The sequence below is a fragment of the uncultured Gemella sp. genome (genome assembly GCF_963537375.1).
Classification (GTDB): Bacteria; Bacillota; Bacilli; order Staphylococcales; family Gemellaceae; genus Gemella.
Genome location: NZ_CAUTDQ010000002.1, coordinates 1 through 24380 on the forward strand (window position 1 = coordinate 1; position 24380 = coordinate 24380).

Annotated in this window: 26 protein-coding genes; 3 read left to right on the forward strand and 23 right to left on the reverse strand. The window is 30.3% G+C overall.

Translation table 11 applies throughout. The features are described from left to right. Nucleotides 1–424: 424 nt before the first annotated feature. The 12 genes from RYK99_RS00630 to RYK99_RS00685 all read right to left on the reverse strand — a co-directional run bounded on the left by RYK99_RS00630 (nucleotide 425) and on the right by RYK99_RS00685 (nucleotide 12859). Complete coding sequence (locus RYK99_RS00630) at nucleotides 425–1285, reverse strand: farnesyl diphosphate synthase (protein WP_314989196.1); 861 nt, start codon at nucleotides 1283–1285, stop codon at nucleotides 425–427. Further along, nucleotides 1278–1478: an exodeoxyribonuclease VII small subunit gene (gene xseB / locus RYK99_RS00635; protein ID WP_314989198.1), complete on the reverse strand. Its 201-nt coding sequence runs from the start codon at nucleotides 1476–1478 to the stop codon at nucleotides 1278–1280. Before xseB ends, RYK99_RS00630 begins: the two co-directional genes overlap by 8 nt. Beyond that, nucleotides 1479–2738 (reverse strand): exodeoxyribonuclease VII large subunit, encoded by a 1260-nt coding sequence (gene xseA / locus RYK99_RS00640; RefSeq protein ID WP_314989200.1) that lies wholly within the window; start codon nucleotides 2736–2738, stop codon nucleotides 1479–1481. It lies immediately after the preceding gene. Between the two features lie 13 nt (nucleotides 2739–2751). Next, nucleotides 2752–3147 (reverse strand): transcription antitermination factor NusB, encoded by a 396-nt coding sequence (gene nusB / locus RYK99_RS00645; protein ID WP_314989203.1) that lies wholly within the window; start codon nucleotides 3145–3147, stop codon nucleotides 2752–2754. 14 nt (nucleotides 3148–3161) lie between these two features. Then, on the reverse strand, nucleotides 3162–3467 hold the full coding sequence (locus tag RYK99_RS00650) for an Asp23/Gls24 family envelope stress response protein (protein ID WP_271966328.1): 306 nt from the start codon (nucleotides 3465–3467) through the stop codon (nucleotides 3162–3164). A gap of 184 nt (nucleotides 3468–3651) precedes the next feature. Further along, entirely contained in the window at nucleotides 3652–6273 is a 2622-nt protein-coding gene (gene alaS / locus RYK99_RS00655) for an alanine--tRNA ligase (protein ID WP_314989208.1), read from the reverse strand. Between the two features lie 298 nt (nucleotides 6274–6571). Then, a complete protein-coding gene (locus tag RYK99_RS00660) occupies nucleotides 6572–6940 on the reverse strand; it encodes a S1 RNA-binding domain-containing protein (RefSeq protein WP_271966330.1) in 369 nt (122 codons plus the stop codon). After that, a complete protein-coding gene (gene tkt, locus RYK99_RS00665; RefSeq protein WP_314989211.1) occupies nucleotides 6930–8906 on the reverse strand; it encodes a transketolase in 1977 nt (658 codons plus the stop codon). The genes RYK99_RS00660 and tkt overlap by 11 nt, the downstream gene beginning before the upstream one ends. 16 nt (nucleotides 8907–8922) lie before the next feature. Next, the gene (gene recR, locus RYK99_RS00670) at nucleotides 8923–9519 is read right to left on the reverse strand and encodes a recombination mediator RecR (protein ID WP_314989213.1); all 597 of its coding nucleotides are present in this window, start codon (nucleotides 9517–9519) and stop codon (nucleotides 8923–8925) included. 1 nt (nucleotide 9520) lies between these two features. Then, complete coding sequence (locus tag RYK99_RS00675) at nucleotides 9521–9838, reverse strand: YbaB/EbfC family nucleoid-associated protein (RefSeq protein ID WP_003146124.1); 318 nt, start codon at nucleotides 9836–9838, stop codon at nucleotides 9521–9523. 117 nt (nucleotides 9839–9955) lie between these two features. Beyond that, nucleotides 9956–11668 (reverse strand): DNA polymerase III subunit gamma/tau, encoded by a 1713-nt coding sequence (dnaX, locus tag RYK99_RS00680; protein WP_314989216.1) that lies wholly within the window; start codon nucleotides 11666–11668, stop codon nucleotides 9956–9958. Nucleotides 11669–11902: 234 nt separating this feature from the next. Then, on the reverse strand, nucleotides 11903–12859 hold the full coding sequence (locus RYK99_RS00685; protein ID WP_314989218.1) for a DUF4878 domain-containing protein: 957 nt from the start codon (nucleotides 12857–12859) through the stop codon (nucleotides 11903–11905). 447 nt (nucleotides 12860–13306) lie between these two features. Between RYK99_RS00685 and RYK99_RS00690 the strand changes: the two genes are divergently transcribed. Then, nucleotides 13307–13753, forward strand: a complete 447-nt coding sequence (locus RYK99_RS00690; protein ID WP_314989220.1) for an FxLYD domain-containing protein — start codon at nucleotides 13307–13309, stop codon at nucleotides 13751–13753. 40 nt (nucleotides 13754–13793) lie between these two features. Here the strand turns inward: RYK99_RS00690 and RYK99_RS00695 are convergent, their stop codons facing one another. The 5 genes from RYK99_RS00695 to RYK99_RS00715 are packed head-to-tail and all read right to left on the reverse strand — an operon-like array spanning nucleotide 13794 to nucleotide 18140. Continuing rightward, nucleotides 13794–14873: a spermidine/putrescine ABC transporter substrate-binding protein gene (locus RYK99_RS00695; RefSeq protein ID WP_314989222.1), complete on the reverse strand. Its 1080-nt coding sequence runs from the start codon at nucleotides 14871–14873 to the stop codon at nucleotides 13794–13796. Nucleotide 14874: 1 nt separating this feature from the next. Next, on the reverse strand, nucleotides 14875–15675 hold the full coding sequence (locus RYK99_RS00700) for an ABC transporter permease (protein WP_314989224.1): 801 nt from the start codon (nucleotides 15673–15675) through the stop codon (nucleotides 14875–14877). Beyond that, nucleotides 15675–16493 carry an ABC transporter permease gene (locus tag RYK99_RS00705; protein ID WP_314989225.1) on the reverse strand — a complete coding sequence of 273 codons (819 nt, stop codon included), beginning with the start codon at nucleotides 16491–16493 and terminating at the stop codon, nucleotides 15675–15677. The genes RYK99_RS00700 and RYK99_RS00705 overlap by 1 nt, the downstream gene beginning before the upstream one ends. Nucleotides 16494–16495: 2 nt before the next feature. Further along, nucleotides 16496–17584 carry an ABC transporter ATP-binding protein gene (locus RYK99_RS00710; RefSeq protein WP_314989227.1) on the reverse strand — a complete coding sequence of 363 codons (1089 nt, stop codon included), beginning with the start codon at nucleotides 17582–17584 and terminating at the stop codon, nucleotides 16496–16498. A 10-nt stretch (nucleotides 17585–17594) separates the two neighbouring features. Further along, complete coding sequence (locus RYK99_RS00715; RefSeq protein WP_003146140.1) at nucleotides 17595–18140, reverse strand: helix-turn-helix domain-containing protein; 546 nt, start codon at nucleotides 18138–18140, stop codon at nucleotides 17595–17597. 335 nt (nucleotides 18141–18475) lie between these two features. Here RYK99_RS00715 and RYK99_RS00720 point away from each other — a divergent pair, with 335 nt between their 5' ends. Beyond that, on the forward strand, nucleotides 18476–19327 hold the full coding sequence (locus RYK99_RS00720; RefSeq protein WP_314989229.1) for an RluA family pseudouridine synthase: 852 nt from the start codon (nucleotides 18476–18478) through the stop codon (nucleotides 19325–19327). A 50-nt stretch (nucleotides 19328–19377) separates the two neighbouring features. On the opposite strand, the gene RYK99_RS00725 is transcribed toward RYK99_RS00720, so the two are convergent. The 6 genes from RYK99_RS00725 to rpsB form a co-directional block, all read right to left on the reverse strand. Continuing rightward, nucleotides 19378–19623: a YneF family protein gene (locus RYK99_RS00725; protein ID WP_003146143.1), complete on the reverse strand. Its 246-nt coding sequence runs from the start codon at nucleotides 19621–19623 to the stop codon at nucleotides 19378–19380. A 2-nt stretch (nucleotides 19624–19625) separates the two neighbouring features. Then, complete coding sequence (locus tag RYK99_RS00730) at nucleotides 19626–19829, reverse strand: DUF896 domain-containing protein (RefSeq protein WP_254263195.1); 204 nt, start codon at nucleotides 19827–19829, stop codon at nucleotides 19626–19628. Nucleotides 19830–19839: 10 nt separating this feature from the next. Beyond that, entirely contained in the window at nucleotides 19840–20397 is a 558-nt protein-coding gene (gene frr, locus RYK99_RS00735; protein WP_271966343.1) for a ribosome recycling factor, read from the reverse strand. A 24-nt stretch (nucleotides 20398–20421) separates the two neighbouring features. Further along, nucleotides 20422–21135, reverse strand: a complete 714-nt coding sequence (gene pyrH / locus RYK99_RS00740) for a UMP kinase (RefSeq protein ID WP_314989234.1) — start codon at nucleotides 21133–21135, stop codon at nucleotides 20422–20424. Nucleotides 21136–21254: 119 nt separating this feature from the next. After that, a complete protein-coding gene (gene tsf, locus RYK99_RS00745) occupies nucleotides 21255–22142 on the reverse strand; it encodes a translation elongation factor Ts (protein WP_314989236.1) in 888 nt (295 codons plus the stop codon). 56 nt (nucleotides 22143–22198) lie between these two features. Next, nucleotides 22199–22936, reverse strand: coding sequence for a 30S ribosomal protein S2 (gene rpsB / locus RYK99_RS00750; protein ID WP_271966346.1), 738 nt, complete (start codon nucleotides 22934–22936; stop codon nucleotides 22199–22201). A gap of 362 nt (nucleotides 22937–23298) precedes the next feature. Between rpsB and RYK99_RS00755 the strand changes: the two genes are divergently transcribed. Then, complete coding sequence (locus RYK99_RS00755; protein WP_271966347.1) at nucleotides 23299–24342, forward strand: metal ABC transporter solute-binding protein, Zn/Mn family; 1044 nt, start codon at nucleotides 23299–23301, stop codon at nucleotides 24340–24342. Nucleotides 24343–24380 lie beyond the last annotated feature (38 nt).

A 24380-nucleotide genomic window follows, 5' to 3' on the forward strand; every position in this document is an offset into this window, starting at 1 on the left:
CGTTTATTTTTAGTATAATAATTATGTAAAGTATTTTACTTTATATTTAGGGTTAAAAATAGAACTCACTTTTTTGATTATATCAAAAAATATACAGTGTTAATTTGTCAACTGTAGAAGCAAACTACTTTTAGTTTTACAATTATAAGTAATCCTCATGTTTGTGCCAGTAAGCTACAGTAAACATTTTAAATATATTAGTTCTACGAGTTTCTAATTCCCTAAATTTAGACTAATATAATAACTGTAAAAAACCACGAAGTTTACCCCTAAACTTTCGTGGTTTTCAATTTAATTTTTGTTATATATAATAAAAAATCTTTTATAAAGATAACCTAATCTTTATAAAAGATTTAATTAGTTTATTATACAAAACACAATTAAAATTATATATTAATATTTATATTTAAGTTAGCATTTTAAACTATTTATCTCGTTTTAATAAATAATCTGCAAAATCTATTAATAAACTATTATTTAATTGTTTTGCTATATTTATAGCATTATCTGTATGTTTTTGAAGTAGTTCCTCACATTCATCAATACCATAGAAGCTAAGATATGTAATCATATCCTCATCACTTGGTAATTTTCCAATTTTTTCAAAATCACCATAATAATCAAGTATATCATCTTTAATTTGATAAGCAATACCTAACTGCCTACCAAATTCTTTAACACTATCATAATCTACAGCTCTATCTGCAACTAAACAAGCGAAATCCATCGGTAATTCAATTAAACGTCCTGTTTTCAAACTGTGCATTTTTCTTAAATAGTCCGCATCGACATTGTAATTTTTTTGTTTTACATCATATACTTGACCTGCAATCATTCCCATAGCTCCAGAATAATTAGCGAATTGCTTAATTAATCTAACTTTTAAAGTCGGCTCAACATTAGAGTCACTAAGTACTTCGAAAGCCAAAGTTAACATAGCATCACCAGTAAGTACCGCAAGATCCTGACCAAAAACTTTATGATTCGTAAGTTTCCCCCAACGATAATCATCATTGTCCATCTCTGGTAAGTCATCATGAACTAATGAATATGTGTGAACTAACTCAATGGCTAGCGCAATATCAAAATACTTTGTATAATCCACTTCGTAGTATTTTAATAAATATAAAAATGATAGTGGCCTAATTTTCTTACCGTCATTCACTAACGAATACGTAATAGATTCTTTTAAAATATCAGGCATTTCTAATTTTTCAATATATTCTTTAGCAAAACTATTTAATTGATCTTTATTTTCTTCTATGAAGTTTTTAAAATTATTCATCCTCTTTGAAATCCTTAGTTAATTTAGCTACTTCTTTCTCTGCATTACTTATTAACTCATTGCAGTTTTTAATCAAATCGATTCCTTGTTTATATCGGTCTAACGAATCTTCTAAAGATAGTTTTCCAGATTCTAATTCTGCAACAATTTTCTCAAGATTCATTAAACTTGTTTCAAAATTCTCTTTACCCATTTACTTAACTCCTTTACCGGATATATTGTTAACTTTACAATCAAGACTTCCATCGGCTAATTGAACAGTAATATCATCACCTGTTTTAACATTCTTAACAGATGTTATTTTTTCATCATTTAAGAATGCAACAGAATAACCTTTTTTCATAATATTTAACGGTGAATTTGCTTCTAATCGATTTATCTCAGCAGTAAAGTTTTCTTTAAATCTAGCCAACAAGTCAAAGTTCATAAACTTATCAGTTGAAATTGATAAACCACTTTTCTTATCCTTAACAAGTGTTTGCAAGGATTTACTAAGTTCTTTTTCTAACAACTCAACAGTTCTTCTGTACTCTGTAAATATTTTTGAATAGTTTTTATAGTATGGATTGTTTTCACTATTACTTATTCTATTTTTATAATTTTGAAGAATATAAGTAATAGTATTTGTTAGTTTATCATAATTAAATGAGATTCTATTTTTAATATCTTCAATATTAGGTGTTACCAATTCTGCAGCTGCAGTTGGTGTAGAAGCTCTTCTATCAGATACAAAATCTGCAAGCGTCGTATCTGTCTCATGTCCTATTCCTGTTACTATTGGTGTCTTACAGTTGAAAATCGCTCTAATTACTTCTTCATTATTAAAACTCCATAGGTCTTCTATTGATCCACCACCACGTCCTAGTATAATTACATCGTTAGAACCATCATCAGCTAGTTTAATGTTTTTAACTATATCTTGAACAGAATTATCACCTTGTACTAAAGTAGAATAAATATTTATCTTTGCTATTGGAAAACGACGTTGAATTGTTCTAGTAATATCTTGAATAGCTGCTCCAGTTTTTGCTGTTACAACAGCTATATTTTGAGAAAAACTCGGTATTTGTTTTTTATACTGAGGTAGAAATAGTCCTTCTTTCTCTAATTTCTCCTTTAGCTCTAAAAACTTCTGATATAATTCACCGATTCTATCTTTTTTCATATCAGTAACTAAAAGATTATGCTCTCCACGAGGAAAATAATAATTAATCTTTGACTTAATTAAAACTGTATCACCATCTTTAAAATCCTTTGATTTCGCTCCGAACCAAACTGCATTTATTCTAGTATTTTCATCTTTTATTGAAAAATATATATTATTGTTATTATGAAGTTTAAAATTCGAGATTTCACCCTTTATATATATTTCACCTAAATATGGGTCTAATAAAAACTTTCTCTCAATATATTTGTTTAATGCTGTAACGGTTAGATATGTTCTTTCTTCCATCTACCTTTACCTCTTATTTTGTTGAGTTTTCTACAATTCCTTTTAGTACTCCGTTGATAAATTTATAACTTTCATCTTTTTCGCTATATTTTTTTGAAAGTTCAACAGCTTCATTTATAGAAACTTTATAAGGAATATCGCTATAAAGAATTTCATAAGCTGAAATACGCAGTATTTGTCTATCCATTTTTGATAAACGGTCTAGTTTCCAATCTTTTAAATTATTTGAAATTACCTTATCAATTTCATCTTTTTTTTCAATAATCTCAGTTAATGTTTTATTTACATAAATACTTGTAGAAATTTCTTCTTGTTCTAAGTCTAACAGCTCAATAAAATCTAGTTCAGTATTCTCTACTTGGAATAAGATTTTAAAAACTGCTTCTCTAAGTTCATGTCTGCTCTTCATTTATATCTCCTAAATTAAAAATCAATTCCAATTATATTAACATTTACAGTTTTAGTATTGATCTCTGTCATATTAAATATCGAATTTCTTACATTTTCTTGAATTTTTCTTGCTGTTTTAGCTACAGAAAAACCAGATTTTAAGTTACAATAAACGTCTATAACTAATTCTGATCCTGCAAATTCTAGTTCAACCCCACGAGAGTAAACTTTTTTTCCTAATAATTTAGAAACCCCTTCAACTTCAGTTGCTGCTATATTAGCAATAACTTCTAAAGCGTTTGGATTAATTTCTACTTTTCCTAATTTTTTAGTTTCCATTCTCATTTCCTCCAAAATTATATTTAATACTAGAAATAATCTAACATTAAATTATTATTTGTCCATAATAATTCTATTAATTATACCATATTTTCAGGAAAAAAGGGAGAGATTACCTTAAAATAGTTAATCGTTAAAACTATTTTTTTGGCAATCCCTTCCCTATTATCATTCAGAAAAAATATTAGATATTAGCTAATAATTCTTCAAATGCTTTATCAATATTATCTTTATTTTTTGCTCCTGCTTGAGCCATATCTGGACGTCCACCACCACGTCCATCACATACTGTTGCTAATACGTTTACTAGTTTTCCAGCGTTATATTTATCAGTGATAGCTTTGTCTACAGCCACTACGAAGTTTACTTTATCTTCATTTACTGAAGCAAAAGCAATAACATAGTTTTCTAATTTAGACTTAGCATTGTCAACAAGTTGTTTTAAGTGATTCATATTTTCTGATTCTACTACACTTGTTAGTACATTTACACCATTTACTTCTTTAATATTGTTTACTAAGTTGTTTAATTCAGAATTAGCAATTTTTTGTTGTAAGCTTTCTTTTTCTTTAGCTAGTTTCTTAATTTCTGATTGTAATCCAGAAACTTTTTCTACTACATTTGAAACATTAGCTTTTGTTAATTTTTCAACAGAACGAAGTGTTTCTTCTTGTTCTCTTAAATACTCGTATGCTGCTTTTCCTGTTAAAGCTTCAATTCTACGTACACCTGCAGCTACACCTGATTCAGAAACAATCTTGAAGATTCCAACTTCAGCACTGTTAGCGTTATGAGTACCACCACATAATTCAATAGAATAATCTCCGATAGAAACTACACGAACTACATCTCCGTATTTTTCACCGAATAATGCTTGAGCACCAAGTTTTCTTGCTTCAGCTATTGGCATCTCTTCTGTTTTGATTTCTAGTGCATTCCAAATTTGATTGTTAACTTCTTTCTCAACTTTTTCAATTTCTTCTTTAGTTAGTGGAGCGAAGTGAGTAATATCAAATCTTAGTTTTTCATCAGTTACTAGTGATCCTGCTTGTTTAATATGAGAACCAACTTCATGACGAAGGGCTTCATTTAATAAGTGAGTTGCAGTGTGGTTTTTCTCAATATTTAATCTATAAGCTCTATCTACTTCTAGTTTATATTCTTTACCAACTACTAATTCACCTTCTAGTACTTTTACTAAGTGAATGTGACGTTTATCAGGAAGTTTCTTAACATCTATTACTTCTGCTTTGAATCCATCTGCTAATACTAAACCTCTATCAGATACTTGACCACCACTTTCAGCATAGAATGGAGTTTTATCGAATACTACTTTTACATTCTCTTCACCTTTATAGTTTTCTAATAAGTTATCTTCTTTATCAACTATAGCTAATAATTTACCTTCATCTGTAAGTTTAATATATCCAGTAAACTCACTGTCTCCTACTATTCTGTTGTATAGGTCAGATTGTACTTGCATTGAAGAATCTTCTTGACGAGATGAACGAGCACGTTCTTTTTGTTTTTCCATCTCTTCATTAAATCCATCAATATCAACTGTTAATCCTAATTCTTCTGCATACTCTTCAGTTAATTCAATTGGGAATCCAAAAGTATCATAAAGTTTAAATGCATCTTTACCAGAAATTACTTTTGTTGTATCTTTAACTTCTTTTGCAATATTATTTAAGATTGCTTCACCTTCGTTTAGTGTTTCGTGGAATCTATCTTCCTCTTTAAGAATTACATCTTTTACGAAGCTTGCACTTTCTTTAACATTTGGATAGTAGTCTTCCATAATTTCAGCAACAACATCTGTTAATTTGTACATAAATGAGTTATTTAATCCTAAAACTTTAGCATATCTAACTGCACGACGTAAAAGTCTTCTAAGTATGTATCCACGTCCTTCATTTGATGGTAATGCTCCATCAGCGATAGCGAATGCTACTGTTCTAATGTGGTCAGCGATAACTTTGAATGCTACATCTTGCTCAGCATTCACACCATATTTAGCTCCAGAAAGTTTTTCAATTTCTCTAATGATTGGAATAAATAAGTCTGTATCAAAGTTTGTTGGAACATCTTGTAATACAGATACAATTCTCTCTAATCCCATTCCTGTATCTATGTTTTTCGCAGGAAGTTCAGTGTAAGTACCATCAGCATTGTGGTTATATTGACTGAATACTACATTCCAAACTTCTAGATATCTATCATTTTCTCCACCTGGGTACATTTCCTCTTTTGGTGACCATGTATCAGCATCTTCTCCACGGTCATAGAAGATTTCAGTATTTGGTCCTGAAGGTCCTTCTCCTATATCCCAGAAGTTACCTTCAATACGAATTATTCTATCTTCAGGAAGACCGATAACATTACGCCATATATCGTATGCTTCAGTATCTTCAGGATGAATAGTTACTGATAATTTTTCTTTTTCTAATCCTAACCATTTTTCAGAAGTTAAGAATTCCCAAGCCCAAGGTACTGCTTCATTTTTGAAATAATCACCAATTGAGAAGTTACCTAACATCTCGAAGAATGTATGGTGACGTGCAGTTTTACCTACATTTTCAATATCATTTGTTCTAATAGATTTTTGTGAGTTAGTAATTCTTGGATTCTCAGGTATTTCTCTACCATCAAAATATTTTTTTAGTGTTGCAACCCCTGAGTTAATCCATAGTAATGTAGGATCGTCAACTGGCACTAAAGATGCACTTGGTTCAATTTTGTGTCCTTTTTCTACGAAGAAATCTAAATACATTCTTCTAATTTGTGTTGATGTTAGTTGTTTCATTTATATTCTCCTTTCAAGCTAACAAATAAAATAAAAAAGCCCCTTGTGTAAATTTAATTACACAAGGGACGACTATAATCGTGTTACCACCCTAATTCGAGTACTTTGTACTCCTCATTAGTTTTTATAACGGCATGAATGCCGATGAAGCACTACATAGGTAGCATAAAAGTTATATTATGAATCCTTTTCACCACTAGATTCTCTCTTTTAAATAATATTATCAACTTCTAATTCCTAAACTTCATTTAATATTTAAATATATTATAAACAGTTAAATTACATTTGTCAATAGAAATTATTTAGAATTTCTCATTTCGAGTATAGCTTTTTTTTGCCACAGCTTCATATTTTGTTTAAGTGTGTCAAATCCATACACGAAATTTAAAGTATCAAGGCTATTAATTTCTTTCTTATCATTGTCTTTTTTTTGTTTAAAGTTTAATGTTGCATTAATTTTATTATCCTTGATAGATAGGACCTTTACTTCTAAAATTTCATCTTGTTTTATATAACTACTTATATCGAATATAAAACAATTTGTAATTTCAGAAATGTGTATTAAACCTACCATTTTATCTCGTGTTTCAATAAAAGCACCATATGGTTTGACGGCTGTTACTTTTACTTTTATGATATCGCCAGGGCGAATTTCTCTATAGCTCATTTTTAATTTTCTCTACAACTGCTTCAACAGTAAATCCATATTCTTCAATTACTTTATTCGCAGGTGCAGAAGCTCCAAATTTATCAATTCCGATAGCTAATCCATCTAAACCAACATATTTGTACCAAAGAGCACTGTTACCCATTTCTAATGATACACGACGACGTACATTAAGTGGTAATAATTCTTCTTTATATTCTTTTGATTGCTCTTCAAATAATTCAACTGAAGGCATACTTACAACACGCACTTTTGAACCATCTTTTTCTAATTCATGAGCTACATCAATTGCTAATGCAACTTCAGATCCTGTAGCAATTAAAATAGTATCAAAGTCTGCTGCTGTTTCATGTACAACATAAGCACCTTTAGCAACTTTTTCAAATGAAGAATTTTCTAAAATCGGTAAGTTTTGACGAGTTAATACAATTGATGTCGGTTTATCATTTGTTTTTTGTGATAGATACCATGCAGCTTGTGCTTCAGTCGCATCAGCAGGTCTAAATACATATGTATTTGGAATAGTTCTTAATGATGCTAAATGTTCAATTGGTTCGTGTGTTGGACCATCCTCACCTACTGCAATACTATCATGCGTAAATACATATGTTACTGGTAAGTTTTGTAATGCTGATAATCTTAATGCTGCTTTTAGGTAATCTGAGAATACGAAGAATGTACCACCGAATACACGTACTCCCCCGTGTAATGTCAATCCATTTAGTACAGTAGCCATAGCGAATTCACGAACACCAAATTGTACGTTACGTTCTGTTCTGTGTTCATCATCTTGTAATCCATCACCTTTAATAAACGTCATATTAGAGTGTGAAAGGTCAGCTGATCCTCCGAAGAATGTTGGTAAAACAGCTGCAACACTATTTATTGCATCTTGAGATGAATTACGAGTTGCTTGAGCTTCACCTACATTTTTGAAACTAAAACTTTCTTTTGATAGGTGTTTAATATCTTCACGAGTTAAAGCTTCTTCTAACTCTTTTGCTAATTCAGGGAATTTTGCTTTATAATCTACATATAATTTTTCCCATTTAGCATATTCATTTTCTCCACGTTCCGCAACATTAGCTTTAAAATCAGCATAAACATCTGCAGGAATATCGAATGGTTCATTTTCCCAACCGATTTCTTTTCTGAATAATGCTGTTTCTTCATCACCTAATGGTGCACCATGAACTCCATTTGTTCCTTGTCTATTAGGTGAACCAGCTCCGATAATTGTTTTTACTTCGATTAATGTAGGTTTATCAGATTTTTTAGCTTGTTCAATAGCTGTGCTAACCGCGTCTACATTTGCACCATCTTCAACAAGGATAGTGTTCCATCCGTATGCTTCATATCTAGCACGAACATTTTCAGAAAATGCATCTTTAGTCTCTCCATCTAGACAGATGTCATTTGAATCATATAATACTACAAGTTTATTTAATTTTTGCACTGCAGCAAAGCTTGATGCTTCTGAAGCAACACCTTCCATGATATCTCCATCACCGCAGATTACATATGTGTAGTGATCAAATAAGTCATAACCTTCTTTGTTATATTTAGCAGCTAAATATCTTTCTGCTAAAGCCATACCTACTGCTGTAGAGATACCTTGTCCTAGTGGTCCTGTTGTTGCATCAATACCTTTTGTGTGTCCAAACTCTGGGTGCCCAGGAGTTTTAGAACCCCATTGACGGAAGTTTTTAACTTCTTCTAAAGATACATCTTCAAATCCTGAAAGATGTAATAATGAATATAGTAACATTGATCCATGTCCTGCTGATAATACGAATCTATCTCTATTGATCCAGTTAGTTTTCTTTGGATTTACTCTAAGGTGTTTTGTGAATAATGAGTAAGCCATCGGTGCTGCTCCCATTACTACACCAGGGTGTCCTGATTTCGCTTTGTTAATCGCATCAACACCCAATACTTTTATCGCGTTTACTGATTTTTGTGACATAAACTGTCCTCCTAAATTATAACTCTATTCTACCTGAAATAGCCCTTGATAAAGTAACTTCATCAACATACTCAATATCACTTCCAAAGGAAATACCTTGAGCTATTCTGGTAACTCTTATATCTGTATTTTTTAAATATCTTGAAATAAAACTTGCAGTACCTTCACCTTCTGGTGACGAGTTTGTTGCCAGTATTATTTCTTTTACTGTTTCATCTTGTGCTCTCTCAAAAAGAGACTTTATATTAATATCAAGTGGACCTATTCCATCCATCGGTGAAATTAAACCATCAAGTACGTGATACACTCCTCTATATTGTTGCATATTCTCCATTGCTACTAAATCATTGTCATTAGCAACAACACAAATCATCGATTTGTCTCTACCTGCATCAGAGCAAATATCACACACATGCTCTTCACTAAGTCGTCCACATACTTCACAATTAGTTAGCTTTTCTTTTAAATGTACTAAACTATCCGCAAAGTTTTTTATATCATCATCATGCATTTTCAAAGTATGAAATGCTAACCTTACTGCAGTTTTCTTTCCTATACCAGGTAACAATGAATAACTGTCTATTAAATCTAAAATCGGTTTAGGATATTGCATCTTATAGTCCTGGGATGTTTAATCCGTTTGTAAATTTACCTAATGTTTCCTCTTTTAATTGAGTAGATTTTTCTAGTGCATCATTTACTGCAGTTAAAATCATATCTTGAAGCATTTCAATATCTTCTGGATCAACTACTTCTTCTTTAATTTTTATATCTAATATTTTTCCATCACCATTTGCTATTGCTGTTACCATACCACCTGATACAGTTCCTTCAACAGTCTGGTCTTTTAATCCTTCTTGGGCTGCTAACATGTCTTTTTGCATTTTTTGCATCTTTCTCATCATTTGTTGCATATTTCCCATTCCGCGCATAATATTTCCTCCTAATGTCTAATTTATATTATAATTCTATTTAAATTTTTACTACTTGTCAATAATTTGGAATTTTTTTCAAGTTATTTCAATTATTTTCATGCATCTTTTCAAATGTTAGTTTTCTATTATTATATCTCCAAACAACTCATCAATTTTAGTTATCGGCTTTTCTTCAATTTCTTCTTCAATCAAATTGCTTTCTACAACTGGATTTGCAAGTTCATCTTTAAGCACAGTATACTGATGATCTTGAATTGTATAAATCGAGTAATCTACGCCAATAAATCTCTTGAATAGACCTTCCAAATATTTTTTATATTTAGAATTTGGCGCCATTTTTACCATATTATCTACTTCACTAAAAACTAATAATCCACCTTCTTTAGAAGAAGCCACTAATTGACAAGAGCTAAATAATTCTCTCATTGTTACTACATCTGGATTATTCGAATTCAAGCTTTCATTAATTATCTTATTAAAAACATTTGCTGCATAATTGGTAAAATTCTCACTTGAAGCCTTAATAAGTTCAATAATCTTATTCTTATCTTTGATAATTACTTCTTTAATCTCTTCTTTTGGAGTACCTTGCCAACTAGTAGTAACAAACTCTTTAACACTATTGTTTTTAATAACTTCATGTGTTTCTTTACTAATAGAATTTTCAGATAAACTATTTACATTATTATTTAATTGATTTAATTTATCTTCAAGTATCCTAACTCTATTTTCTAATTCAACTGTTCTAGAATTTGCCACCGAATTATCAACACTATTTTGAACTGTAGTCTGATTAACAACTTCTTCTTTCGAGCATATTTTTACAATACAAATTTGCATGTAACTCATATATTCTGTCGAAAATCTAATATACTGCTCTGTTTGCGATAAATATTCTATAATTTTATAAAAATAGTCAAATGCAACTTTATTAACTTCTTCCGCTATTTTGTCAATATTATATACCGTATACGTTGTGTTATTTAAATTTTTATACACAACTACATCTCGTGTTACATTAATAAGATCATTAAGTAACAATTTGGTATCCTTAGCCTGGCTAACAAAATTATCGTATGTCAATAAAGATTTTGTGACATCTCCTTGCAGAAGACTTCTATAAAACTCAAGAATATCATCTTCACTTATTGAAGAAGTAACTTCTAATATATGATCTAAAGTAATTTTTTCTGAATAGTTAGATACTTGATCTAGTATACTAATTGCATCCCTCAGTCCACCTTTCGCAAGAGTTGCAATTTTTTCTATAGCTGCATCTTCAATTACTATTCCTTCATTTTCTGAAATATACTTTAGTCTATCAACTAATTGTTCTTGTGAAAGATTTTTAAACTCAAACCTCTGACATCTTGATAAGATAGTCGCTGGTATTTTATGAATTTCAGTAGTAGCTAATATGAATATCACATGAGCAGGTGGTTCTTCTAAAGTTTTCAGTAATGCATTAAATGCTGCTGTCGTTAACATGTGTACTTCATCGATGATGTAAACTTTATATTTACCTTCAGTAGGCAAGAATTTAGTAGCTTCTTTTATATCACGTACTTCATCTACACCATTATTACTTGCAGCATCAATTTCAATAATATCTACATTTTCTTTTTGATATTCTTCATTACCATTAACTTCATTTGCAAATATTTTTGCAATAGAAGTTTTACCAGTACCTCGAGATCCATAAAATAAATAGGCATGACTAATTTGGTCTTTATCAATCGCATTTTTCAAAACAGAAACAATATGATTTTGACCTACTATGTCAGTAAATGTTTGTGGTCTATATTTCCTATATAACGCTTGAAACATACAAACCTCCTAAATTATTTTAACTAATATATTATAACATAATTTCAATTTTACTTATAGTAAAAAAAAGAGAGTGACCCAACAAAATCGTAATTTCAGAAAAATCGATTTTGTCGAATTACTCTCGCTTTGTATAAAATATCTTATAAAATAGATTCTAATATTAATAAATCACTACATCTATGAGTTCTCATAAAAATTTTTTTTAAAATTTATAACTTATATGTCCATACTTTAGAAAAGATTATCTTCAATAAACCATCTACCGTTTACTTTTTTCACATATGTAGTTCGAGTAGTATCTCCACCCAATTGTTTTAGCAGATCATTTCCTTTTACTTTAAGTTCAACTTTAGCTCTATTTTCATTTATGGATTTAACTTCTCCAATTTCTATCATATCTATATATGTTTTTGCTAATTCGATTGATGCTTTTTTAGTACCATCTATGTTGTTAAATTGTTCTAAAGCTTTACTTCTAGCTTCATCACTTTCAAAGTAAATATTATTTACTAATTTCTTAAAATCACCATCTTTAGTTGCAGCTATAGCATTTTTCACAGCTTCTTCTGGTGTTCCTCCACCTAGTTTACCACTACCACTAGAGAACATAAATATCATAAGTACAACTATTAATGCAGCAACTGCAGCTGTTATATAACCTATCATCTTACTATCCATCTTAGGCCCGCGATTCATTGGATTAAAGTTTGGATTATTATTACCGAATTGTGGATTGAATTGGTTAGGATTATTATAACCATTTTGATTATTAAACTGTCCATTATTCATATTCCCAAATTGAGGATTTTGTCCATTATAACCTGGTCCTCTAAATTGTGATTTTTGACCGTTATAACCTTGTCCTTTAAATTGTGGATTGTTTACATTATTGAATTGTGGATTTTGACCGTTATAGCCTGGCCCTCTAAACTGTGCATTATTCACATTAGTATTTTGAGGATTTTGTCCACTAGCATACCCTTGATATTGCTGATTATTCACATTATTTACCTGGGGGTTTTGGTTTTGATAAGGATGCTGATTATTTACATTTCTATTAAAATTTTGTTGATTTTGCCCATTATAACCATTTCCTTGATATTGACTATTCTGTTGAGGATAACCCTGATTTGGCTGATTATTTTGAGGAGTACCATTTGGATTTACATTTTGTCCTCTATTATTCATAAAAACTTTCTCCTTTTTATTAATTTTTGGAAGATAAAATATAGAATATTTTAAAATTTTATTAATAAATACAATTCTTCTCAATACTTTATTATACTAGAGGCTTAGGCTTTTTGTCAACGATATTTAGACTTACCATAATCTATATTTGAATAAGTTCATTAAAATATTTCTTTAAATACATAATATTTAGATTAATCATCAAAGACAATTTGATAATAAGAAATGTCTGAATTCTAATTTTAAGCATTATACTTCTTTATATAAGTATAAATTATCACCAAACATGATACTCTAAATAATCAACTTTGATTAGCTTAGAGTATCACACTATCTTCTTCTTAATATATTTGAAATTAATCAATATTTGAGCTGACAATTATGATTTCACTTGACTAAATATATATATATATAATGTTAGTATAAAAATTTTACGGAGGAATTATTATGGCAAAAAAAATTACAGATCAAAATGGAAATGTATATGTACAAAAAAAGCCTATCTATAAAAGAGTTTGGTTTATAATTTTAGCTGCAATTGTACTTATTTTAATTATTCAGCAAACAACGGGTAGTAAGAAAAAAGATGTCGAAGTGAAAAATTCTGCACAAGAAACACAAAAAGCTAAATATGAAGTTTCTGAATTAAATGTAGAGAAAGATTCATTTACAAGTTATGTTACAGGTGTACTAAAGAATAACACTGATAAAGAGAAATCTTATGTTCAAGTTACAATTCCTGCTTATGATGCAAATGGAAATAAAGTCGGAGATGTCTTAGCAAACGTTAATGACTTGAAACCAAATGCTACTTGGAAATTTAAAGCAACATATCTTGGTTCTGAGAAAAACGTTACATTTAAAACTGAAGAATTAAAAGTTAGTGGATTCTAATATTAAAACGAGATTATCAAATTCGATAATCTCGTTTATTTTATTTTCTATTATTAATCTTGAATTTCAAGAATAAATCATTATAAAGTTGAAGCATTTTTGGATCTAGGTCTTGATACACTTCTGCTCTGTTACCGAAACTTTCTAAATCAGGATAAAATTGTTCATCACTCGTAGTTTCTTCTGGGAGTAACTCTTTAGCCTTAGTATTTGGTGTTGCATATCCAATAAACTCAGAGTTTTTCGCCGCATTTTCCGGTTTTAACATGAAGTTAATAAACTTATATGCTACTTCTTCGTTTTTAGAAGTTTTTGGAATTACTATGTTATCAAACCATAGATTCGTTCCTTCTTTGGGCAATGCATATACCATATTTTCATTCTCACCCATGATAGCTTTAGCATCACCTGAGAATACTACAGAAGCCCAGGCTTCATTGTTAATCATAAGCATCTTTTTCTCATCTGAGTTAATGGCTTTAACATTTGGATGAAGTAACTCTAATTTTCTTTCTGCTAGGTTTAGATTTACCTCATTAGTATCATTAACCGAATTACCTTCAGATTGAAGCGCAATCCCCATCATTTCACGAGCCCCATCGATTAATAATACATTATTTGCTAATCTCGAATCCCATAGATCATTCCATTTTTCAAACGTTAAGTCTTCCGGAACTTTAGTTTTATTATATAAAACCCCTAGAGTTCCCCAGAAATATGGAATCGAATATTCATTTTTCGGGTCGAAAGATTTATCTCTAAACTGTGGATCAATATTATCGAAACCTTCTATTTTACTATGATCTAGTTTCTTTAAAAGATTTAATTTTTTCATCTTTTTAATCATATAATCTGATGGAATTACTATATCATAAGGTGTTGAACCAGCTTGAATTTTTGTAAGCATCGCTTCGTTAGAATCGAATGTTTCATAAACAACTGAAATCCCTGTTTCTTCTTCAAATTTCTTAATTAAATCTGGATCAATATATTCTCCCCAGTTAAAAATTGTTAATGTTTGTTTATCTCCATTATTTGAACTATCTATGAAATTACGACTATATAAAAGTCCTAAACAAATAACTAATATTGAAACAGCTGAAATAAGTAATTTTTTCATATTATCTTACCTCCCTTTTTAGTTTACTAGTATTAATTACATAATAAATAAGTACTGCCACAACTACGAAGACAGTTAACACTGTAGATAAGGCATTAATTTGTAGGTTAATACCCTGTCTAGCCATCGAATATATTTCAACAGATAAAGTTTGGAATCCATTACCTGTTACAAAAAATGTAACTGCAAAATCATCTAGAGAATAAGTTAATCCCATGAAAAATCCTGCCCATATTCCTGGGGTAATATATGGAATAACTATTTTACTTAAAACTTGTGGATATGTAGCACCAAGGTCAATAGCTGCATCTACCATACTCTTAGGCATTTCATATAATTTAGGTAATACCATAAGTACTACTATCGGAATACTGAATGCAATGTGTGATAATAACACTGACCAGAATCCTTGAATTTTGTCTAGTCCTGTATATTTTGAGATGAATGTGAACATTAGTAAGAATGAACATCCAATAATTACATCAGGACTAACTATAAGAATATTATTACCCACTAAAAATGAATTTTTTTGTTTTTTAGATTTTAAAGAATAAATACCTAAAGCACCTAAAGTTCCAAAAATTGCTGAAAATAATCCACATAATAATGCAACAACAACTGTGTTAATTACAATAATCATCATACGTGTATTTTCGAATAACTCTACGTAATGTTTCCATGAAAAACCTTCAAAGTCAATCATTGTCTTTCCTGAGTTAAATGAAAAATAAGCCAAGTAGATTAGAGGTAAATATAAAATTGCAAAGATAATCCCTAAATAAATTTTTGAAGTTAATTTCATTATTTTCTACCTCCAAAATTTGTTTTGTCTTTTGTATTAGTAAGTATCATAATAATACCCATGATCACTATTAAGAATACCGCAATCGTAGAACCAACTCCCCAGTTTTGTGTTACTAAGAAGTGCTCTTCGATAGCTGTACCTAAGTTAATAATCTTATTACCTGCTACTAAACGAGTAATCATAAATAGTGATAACGCTGGAATAAAGGTCACCTGAATACCTGTTTTTACCCCATTAATACTTAGTGGTAAAATAATTTTCATGAATGTAGTTTTAAAATCTGCTCCTAGATCATAAGATGCTTCGATTAAGTTCTTGTTCATTCCAGATACCGAATTATATATAGGTAATAACATAAAAGGTAAGAAAATGTAACTAGATACAAAAATGAAACTGAATGAATTAAATAGTAGACTCTGACTACCGATACCTATGTATTCTAAGAAACTATTAATTGTTCCATATTCTCCAAATAAACCTAAGAACGCATAAGTTTTTAATAAAATATTAATCCATGTTGGTAAAATTATTAGTAAAAGTAATAATTCTTTATGTTTACTTTTATTAATCGCAAAAGCTAATGGATAACTAATAATTAAACAAATAAATGTAATTAAAAATGCATACCAAAAACTATATAGTGTCATAAGCACATAAGTACTACTAAAGAATATGTTGTAGTTAGCTAATGTGAAATTACCATCTATATCTCTAAATGAATGATAAACGATAAGTACAATTGGAAATACTACAAAAAGTAGCATCCATAAAATATATGGAATCATAAAGAATGATCGAGTTTTTCTATTAAACATCTCTACTCCTCCTCTTCATATGATTCAAGACGAGCATCAAATTCTTCTTCAGTTTCCCCTGGAACCATGATGTGAATTGCTTCAGGATCAAAGTTCAAACTTACAGCAGCGCCTGGTTTTGCTTGTTTTGTTGAGTGAACAATCCATTCATTATATTGATCATCTAAACAACAAATTTCATAGTGAACCCCTCTAAATAATTGAGTATCAACAACTACATTAATTTTTCCTTTTTCAGCGCTTGTAATTTCCAAGTCCTCAGGTCGAATAACAACTTCTACACGTTTATTTTTATCTAATCCAGCATCCACGCATTCATATTCTTTACCATAAATTTCAACTAAATAATCATCTAGCATTACTGCATTAACAATATTAGATTCACCAATGAAATCAGCAACGAAACGGTTAACTGGTTCATCATAAATATCAAGTGGTGTTCCACTTTGTTCGATTTTACCGTGATTCATCACAAAGATATAATCACTCATCGCTAAAGCTTCCTCTTGGTCGTGTGTTACATAGATAAATGTAATTCCTGTTTGTTGTTGAAGTTCACGAAGTTCATATTGCATCTCTTGACGTAATTTCAGGTCTAATGCTGATAAAGATTCATCAAGAAGAATAATTTCAGGTTCGTTAACGATAGCACGTGCAATAGCAACACGTTGTTTTTGTCCACCACTCATCTCAGTTAACTCACGATTTTCAAATCCAGCTAAGTTTACTTGTTTTAGAGCTTTCTTTACTTTTTTCTTGATTATTTCTTTCTTTTCATTCTTTATTTTAAGTCCAAATGCTACATTTTCAAAAACATTCATATGTGGAAATAAAGCATAATCTTGGAATACAGTATTTACATGTCTTTTATTTGCTGGTAAATCATTTACTACTTTACCATCTAATAATACATCACCTGAAGTTGGGCTTAAGAATCCTCCAATTAATTTTAGGATTGTACTTTTCCCACAACCACTAGGTCCAAGTAGTGTATAAAATTTACCTTTCTCTATTTCCAAATCAATATTCTTTAGTACATTATTATTACCGAAAGTCATTGATACATTTTTGAATTCAACAATATTTGCCATTTTTTTCTCCTTATAAATACGAATTAGTAGCTACTATTAACACTTCACATTCTTCATCAAATGGATTCGATAATCTATGTTCAGATGTAGCTAAAAAATAAAAACTTTCATTTGTTGAGGCTATAAATTCCTCATCTCCTAATTTTAATTTACATTTCCCCTTAAGAACATAACATAATGTTTCTGATTCTGAAGGATCAAATGTTTTGTAACTAGAATTTTTCTCTAGTTTTAAAATTAGTGATTCCATTTCCTTTTCATTTGATTCAGGAACCAACCAAGTAAGTTCGTATCCTTCATCAGTTTCTTCATAACTGGTTTGATCCTCTAAAGAATAATAAACCTTTTGGCTTGTACTTTCTTTATCAAAAAAGTCCTTAGGCGCACACCCTAAAACTTGTAATATATTAAAAAAAGTTTCCATCGATGGCGATGCTAGGTCACGTTCTACCTGGGATATATATCCCTTACTCAAGTCTGTACGTTCACCTAATTCTTCTTGGGTGAGGTTTTTTTGTATACGTAGTCTTTTTAATCTTTCACCTATAGAATACATAACTACTCCTTTTTAGTGAAAAGTTAAAAATTGTTTATCAATATCTAACTTTTCGTTATCTATGTTTATTATTATCTAACTTACTGTAATAATTGTTTACCATTAGTAAACTTATCGTTATTTAAGTTTATTATTAGTAAACACTCTGTTTAGTATAATTAAATCACAAGTTATATATTACTATATTTTATAGTTAAAATCAAGTTAAAATTCCCTATTTTATAAAGTTTTTTTAAGTTAATTTTGCAATATTATTGTCTTCATTTTTCTTTCTTATATCATCAATTTAGTATATAATAATATTATCAAGAAAAGACATAATACAAGGAGTCTCAATGAAATTCAATATAACACAAACTTTCCCTACAGTAGAGAGTTACTTAAGTCAATTTTTAAAAGTTTCAAAGAAGAATATCCATACTATAAGAATGAATAATCATCACAATAAAGAATCTATTAAAATAAATTCTAATGAAGCGGAATTAAACTCACCATTAAAAGTAGGAGATATTTTAGAAGTCAACATAGACTTAGGATCATCAAAATATAAAGAAAATTCTACAGTATCTATAACTAAAGAGTTTGAAGATGAATACTTATTAGTTGTTTCTAAACCATTCGGTATAAAAACACACCCTAATGATATAGAATTAGAAGATGATACATTGGTAAACTACTTAATCTCTGACTACAACTACTTAGAATCTATCCATAGACTAGATATTGATACTTGTGGATTAGTAATATTAGCCAAAACTCCATTAATTAAAGCAAAACTAGATCAGATGCTTGAGCAAAGACAAATTAAACGTTACTATTCTGCACTAATAAAAAATAATATTAAACCACAAACTATCAATTCAAATATAGGTAGAGATAGTAAAGAAAAGAACAAGATGGCAGTAACAAGAAATGGTAAAAATGCAATTACTAATATTCTTTCATGCGAAAAAATAGATCAAAATAGATTTTTAGTAACAGTATCATTAGAAACTGGGCGAACACATCAAATCCGTGTTCATTTAGCCTCTAATGGAGTTGCAATTATCGGTGATAAACTTTATTCTAAAGATGGATATAAATACGATAAAATGTATTTAGGTGCATTAAAAGTTGAATTTCTACACCCAGTTACAGGACATCCAATAGAAGTTAAATCTTCTTTAGGAAAAGAATTTCTACTATAGATATAAAAGAAAAACAGATGTGCATTTTTTTACACATCTGTTTAATTTTATTATTTTTTCATTTGTTTTTGAGCTTGTTTTTGCGCTTTTTGCATGTTGCTCATAACTTGGTTAATTTTTTTACGAGATGGTTTTTGTCCCATTTGACTCATCATACTCATAACCATATCTTCGTTGATTTGAGGATTTTTTTCCATGTAGTTCATGAAATTACGTCTTGCTAGGAAGAACCCTCCTACTACACCAGCAAGTAAACAAATTGCTCCAACTAAAATTGTAACTGCAGTTGCACTCATTGTTAATTTCCTTTCTTCTTAGGAGTTATATCTTCTCCATTTTCATTAATTACTCTTGTATTATCTAATATGTTTCGCATATTAGCTTTAAAATTTTGTAAATATAGTTGTCTATATTTAGCTAATTCTTCTGATTCTTCAGCTGTTAATTCACGCTCTTTTTTTGTAGCGTTAAGTGAATTAATTTTAGCAATAATTTCTGTCATTTCCATAATATTATACGCTCATTAACTCATCTTGTTTTTCTTTTGTTACTTTATCGATTTCAGCAACGAATTTATCTGTTACTTTTTGAATATCATCAGAATATCCTTTTAGATCATCTTCAGTAATTTGAGATGATTTTTCTAATTTTTTCATTGAATCCATAGCATCACGACGCACGTTACGTACTGCAACTTTAGCACCTTCTGATTCTTTACCTACTAATTTAGCAAGTTCTTTACGACGTTCTTCAGTTAATGCTGGGAACACAATACGAATTACTGTACCATCATTAGCTGGATTTAATCCTAAATCAGATGCTTGAATAGCTTTTTCGATATCTCCTAATAAAGTTTTTTCATATGGAGAAATAACAAGCATTTTTGGTTCTGGTACAGAAACACCTGCTACTTGGTTAATTGGAGTTGGTACACCATAGTAATCAACTGTTAATCTATCTAATACAGCTGCACTAGCTTTTCCAGCTCTAATTGATGCTAATTCACGACGTAAACTAGCAATAGCTTTTTCCATTCTTTCGTTTAAATTATTCATAATTTGTTCAGGCATAATTGTAAACTCCTAGTATAAATTTTATTCTATAATTGTTCCTAAATTAGAATCAGAAACAACTTTAACAATGTTATCTGCTTCATCTATTGAAAAGACAATAATTGGCAGGTGGTTATCCATACAGAATGTAATTGCTGTAGAATCCATAATTGTTAAACCTTTGTTCATAATATCCATGTATGATAACTTATCATATTTTGTTGCTGTACTATCAAGTTTAGGATCAGCAGAGTAAACACCATCTACTCCATTTTTACCCATTAAGATAGCTTCTGCACCTATTTCTTTTGCACGTAAAGCTGCTGTTGTATCCGTAGAGAAGTATGGATTACCTATACCAGCTGCAAAGATAGCAACACGACCTTTTTCTAAGTGTCTAATTGCACGTCTTCTGATATAAGGTTCAGCCATTGCTTTCATCTCTACTGAAGTTAATACACGTGTATCAACACCTTTTTGCTCTAATGAATCTTGTAATGCTAATGAGTTCATAACTGTAGCTAACATTCCCATTGAGTCAGCTGTAGCACGTTCCATCCCTAGTTCCTCACCAGTTTTACCACGCCAGATGTTTCCACCACCAACAACGATTGCAACTTCTACCCCTTGTTTTACTACTTCAACGATTTGAGAAGTTATTTTATTAACAACTTCAGAATCAATTCCAAATCCTTTTCCACCTGCTAGTGCTTCACCACTAAGTTTATATAAAACTCTTTTATATTTAGTAGCCATTTTTATCCTCCTAATATATTACAGACATTATTGTTTCTACTATATTAATTTTTTAAAAAAGCACACACAAGAAGTGTGTGCTTAACCTCTTTTAATAGTATATATTAAATAGAGAATTATTATTTGCTAGCGTTAACTTGGCTCATTACTTCCTCAGCAAAGTTATCTTCTTTTTTCTCGATACCTTCACCAACTTCGTAACGTACGAATTTAGCAAGTTTTCCACCTTTTGATGCTACGAATTTTTCAACAGTGAAACTATCGTCTTTAACGAATTTTTGTTTAACAACTGTGATTTCTTCTAAGAATTTGTTAATTCTACCAACGATCATTTTTTCAACGATGTTAGCAGGTTTTCCTTCGTTTAATGCTTGCTCAGTTAATACTTTTTTCTCGTGCTCAAGTACATCAGCTGGTACTTCGCTTTCGTCTAAGTATTTAGGAGCTAAAGCAGCGATGTGCATTGCAACATCTTTAGCTGCTTCTTCATCTGTGCTTCCTTCAACAAGAGTAAGAACACCGATTCTTCCTCCCATGTGAGAGTATGCACCAAATGCATCAGCATCTCTTTTAGAAACAACTTCAAATCTTCTTAATGAAAGTTTTTCACCAATTGTAGCGATTCCTTCGTTAATTACTGCTTCAACAGTTCCACCTTGAGCTTCAACTTGAAGAGCTTCTTCTAAAGTTTTTGGTTCAGCTGCTAAGATAGCTTCTGCAACATTTTTTACTAAAGCAACGAATTTTTCGTTTTTAGCAACGAAGTCAGTTTCTGAGTTAATTTCTAAGATAACAGCTTTGTTACCTTTAACTTCGATGTAAGAAAGACCTTCTGCAGCGATTCTGTCAGCTTTTTTAGCTGCTTTAGCGATACCATTTTCTCTTAGGTAGTCGATTGCTGCATCGATATCTCCATCAGTTTGAGTTAGTGCTTTTTTACAGTCCATCATACCAGCACCAGTACGTTCTCTTAATTCTTTTACCAAACTAGCTGTAATTTGTGCCATTTTGATTTGCCTCCGTTATTTTATTTTTATATTTTTAATTATTTATTATCTTTAGATTATTCTTCTGTTGCTTCTACTTCTTCTACGAAAGCTTCTTCAGTTTCTTCGATGTTTCCTTCGTTGTAAGCTACAAAAGCGTCTGCCATTTTAGCTGTTAATAATTTAACCGCACGGATAGCATCGTCGTTTGCAGGGATTACGTAATCTACGTCATCTGGATCACAGTTTGTATCTACGATACCAACTACAGGAATTCCTAATTTTTTGGCTTCAGCAATAGCGTTGTGCTCTTTCTTAGGATCTACTACGAAGATTGCATCTGGCATACCTTTCATTTCACGAATTCCTCCTAGGAATTTGTTTAATTTATCGTATTCTTTTCTTAATTCGATAACTTCTTTTTTAGGTAATACTTCGAATACTCCATCAGCTTCCATTTTTTCGATTTCAGCGATTCTGTCAATACGTCCTTTAATAGTTTTGTAGTTAGTTAAAGTTCCACCTAACCAACGGTGATTGATGTAGTATTGACCACTTCTTTCAGCTTCTTCTTTAATAGCATCTTGTGCTTGTTTTTTAGTACCTACGAATAACATTTTTCCGCCTTGATCAGCAACTGATTTTACGAATTCGTATGCTTCATCAACTTTTTTAACTGTTTTTTGTAAGTCGATAATGTAGATACCGTTTCTTTCTGTGAAGATGTATTTGTCCATTTTAGGGTTCCATCTTCTTGTTTGGTGACCGAAGTGTACACCAGCTTCTAATAATTGTTTCATTGAAATAACTGCCATAGTTATTTTCCTCCTTGGTTTTTTCCTCCGACACTCTCTAAGCTTACTGCAAACATAAATGCACCGAGCAGCTACTCAAATGTCGTGTGTTATATTTTTGTTGATTTTTACTCAACTTTATTAATTATATAGCATTACCAACTAAAAATCAAGTATTTTAATGAATTTTAAATCAATATTTATCTTCTATATATATAAATTTTTTCTACTCTTTCTTATTTTTGCTTTTTAAGATTTATGAAAATTAATTTAAAATTTTCATATTAATCAAAATTATTTCGTTTAAGTGGTTGATTTTTTTCGTAAGTAGTATTATAATTTATTAGAACGTAATAATTACGAATAACGGAGGGATATTACAAATGAATAAATTTTTTAAACTAATTTCAATTGTTGCTGCATTCGCACTACTTTTAGTCGGATGTTCAAGCAAAACAAATTCCGGAGCTTCAAACTCTGGAAGTAAAACTAAAATTGTTACTTCAGTAAACTTTTATGCAGAAGTAGCTAAGAGTATTGCAGGAGATAAAGCAGAAGTTTCATCTATTATTACTTCAACTTCAGTTGATCCTCATGATTTCGAACCAACAGCTCAAGATGCTAAAGCTGTAGCTGATGCCAACATTGCTATTTTAAACGGTGGCGGTTATGATTCATGGTTTGAAAAACTTACTGCAAATAGTAAAGACATTAAAAAAATTGATGGTGCAAAACTACTAGGACTTAAAGATGGAGATAATGAACACATTTGGTATAATCCTGAAGTAATGAGTAAAGTTGCTGACGAACTTACTAAAGTATTATCAGAAAAAGATTCTTCTAATAAAGATTTCTATGAAAAAAATAGAGATAACTATAAAAAGGAACTTTCTAAAATTACTGATAAAATTAATTCATTAAAAGAAAAAGCAAATGGGAAATCAGTATTAACAACTGAACCAGTTTTTGAATATGCAGTAGATGCATTAGGATTCAAAACTAGTGACCAAGTAAAAAAATTAGCTCAAGCTACTGAAGAAGGTAATGACCCTGCTCCACAAGATTTAAAAGCTATTCAAGAACAAATTAAATCTAAACAAATTTCATTAATCATCAACAATGTTCAAACTACTAACAAAACAATCGAAGGTTTAATTAGCTTAGCTGAACAAAATAAAGTACCAGTACTTAATGTAACTGAAACACAACCTGATGGTAAAACATATATCGAATGGATGTTAGATCAATATAATAAACTAGAAGAAATCTTAAATGGTGGTTCTGGTGAAAAAGCTTATCATGTTGAAGGTGCTGATGAAGGTCACTCTCATGACCACGGTCACGAAGGTCATTCTCATGAAGGCCACTCTCACGGAGATAAAGACAAAGATCATGACCACGATCATGAAAAAGAACATAAACATTAATAAGAAGATTAAAAATTAGTCTTCACATATTATAAATA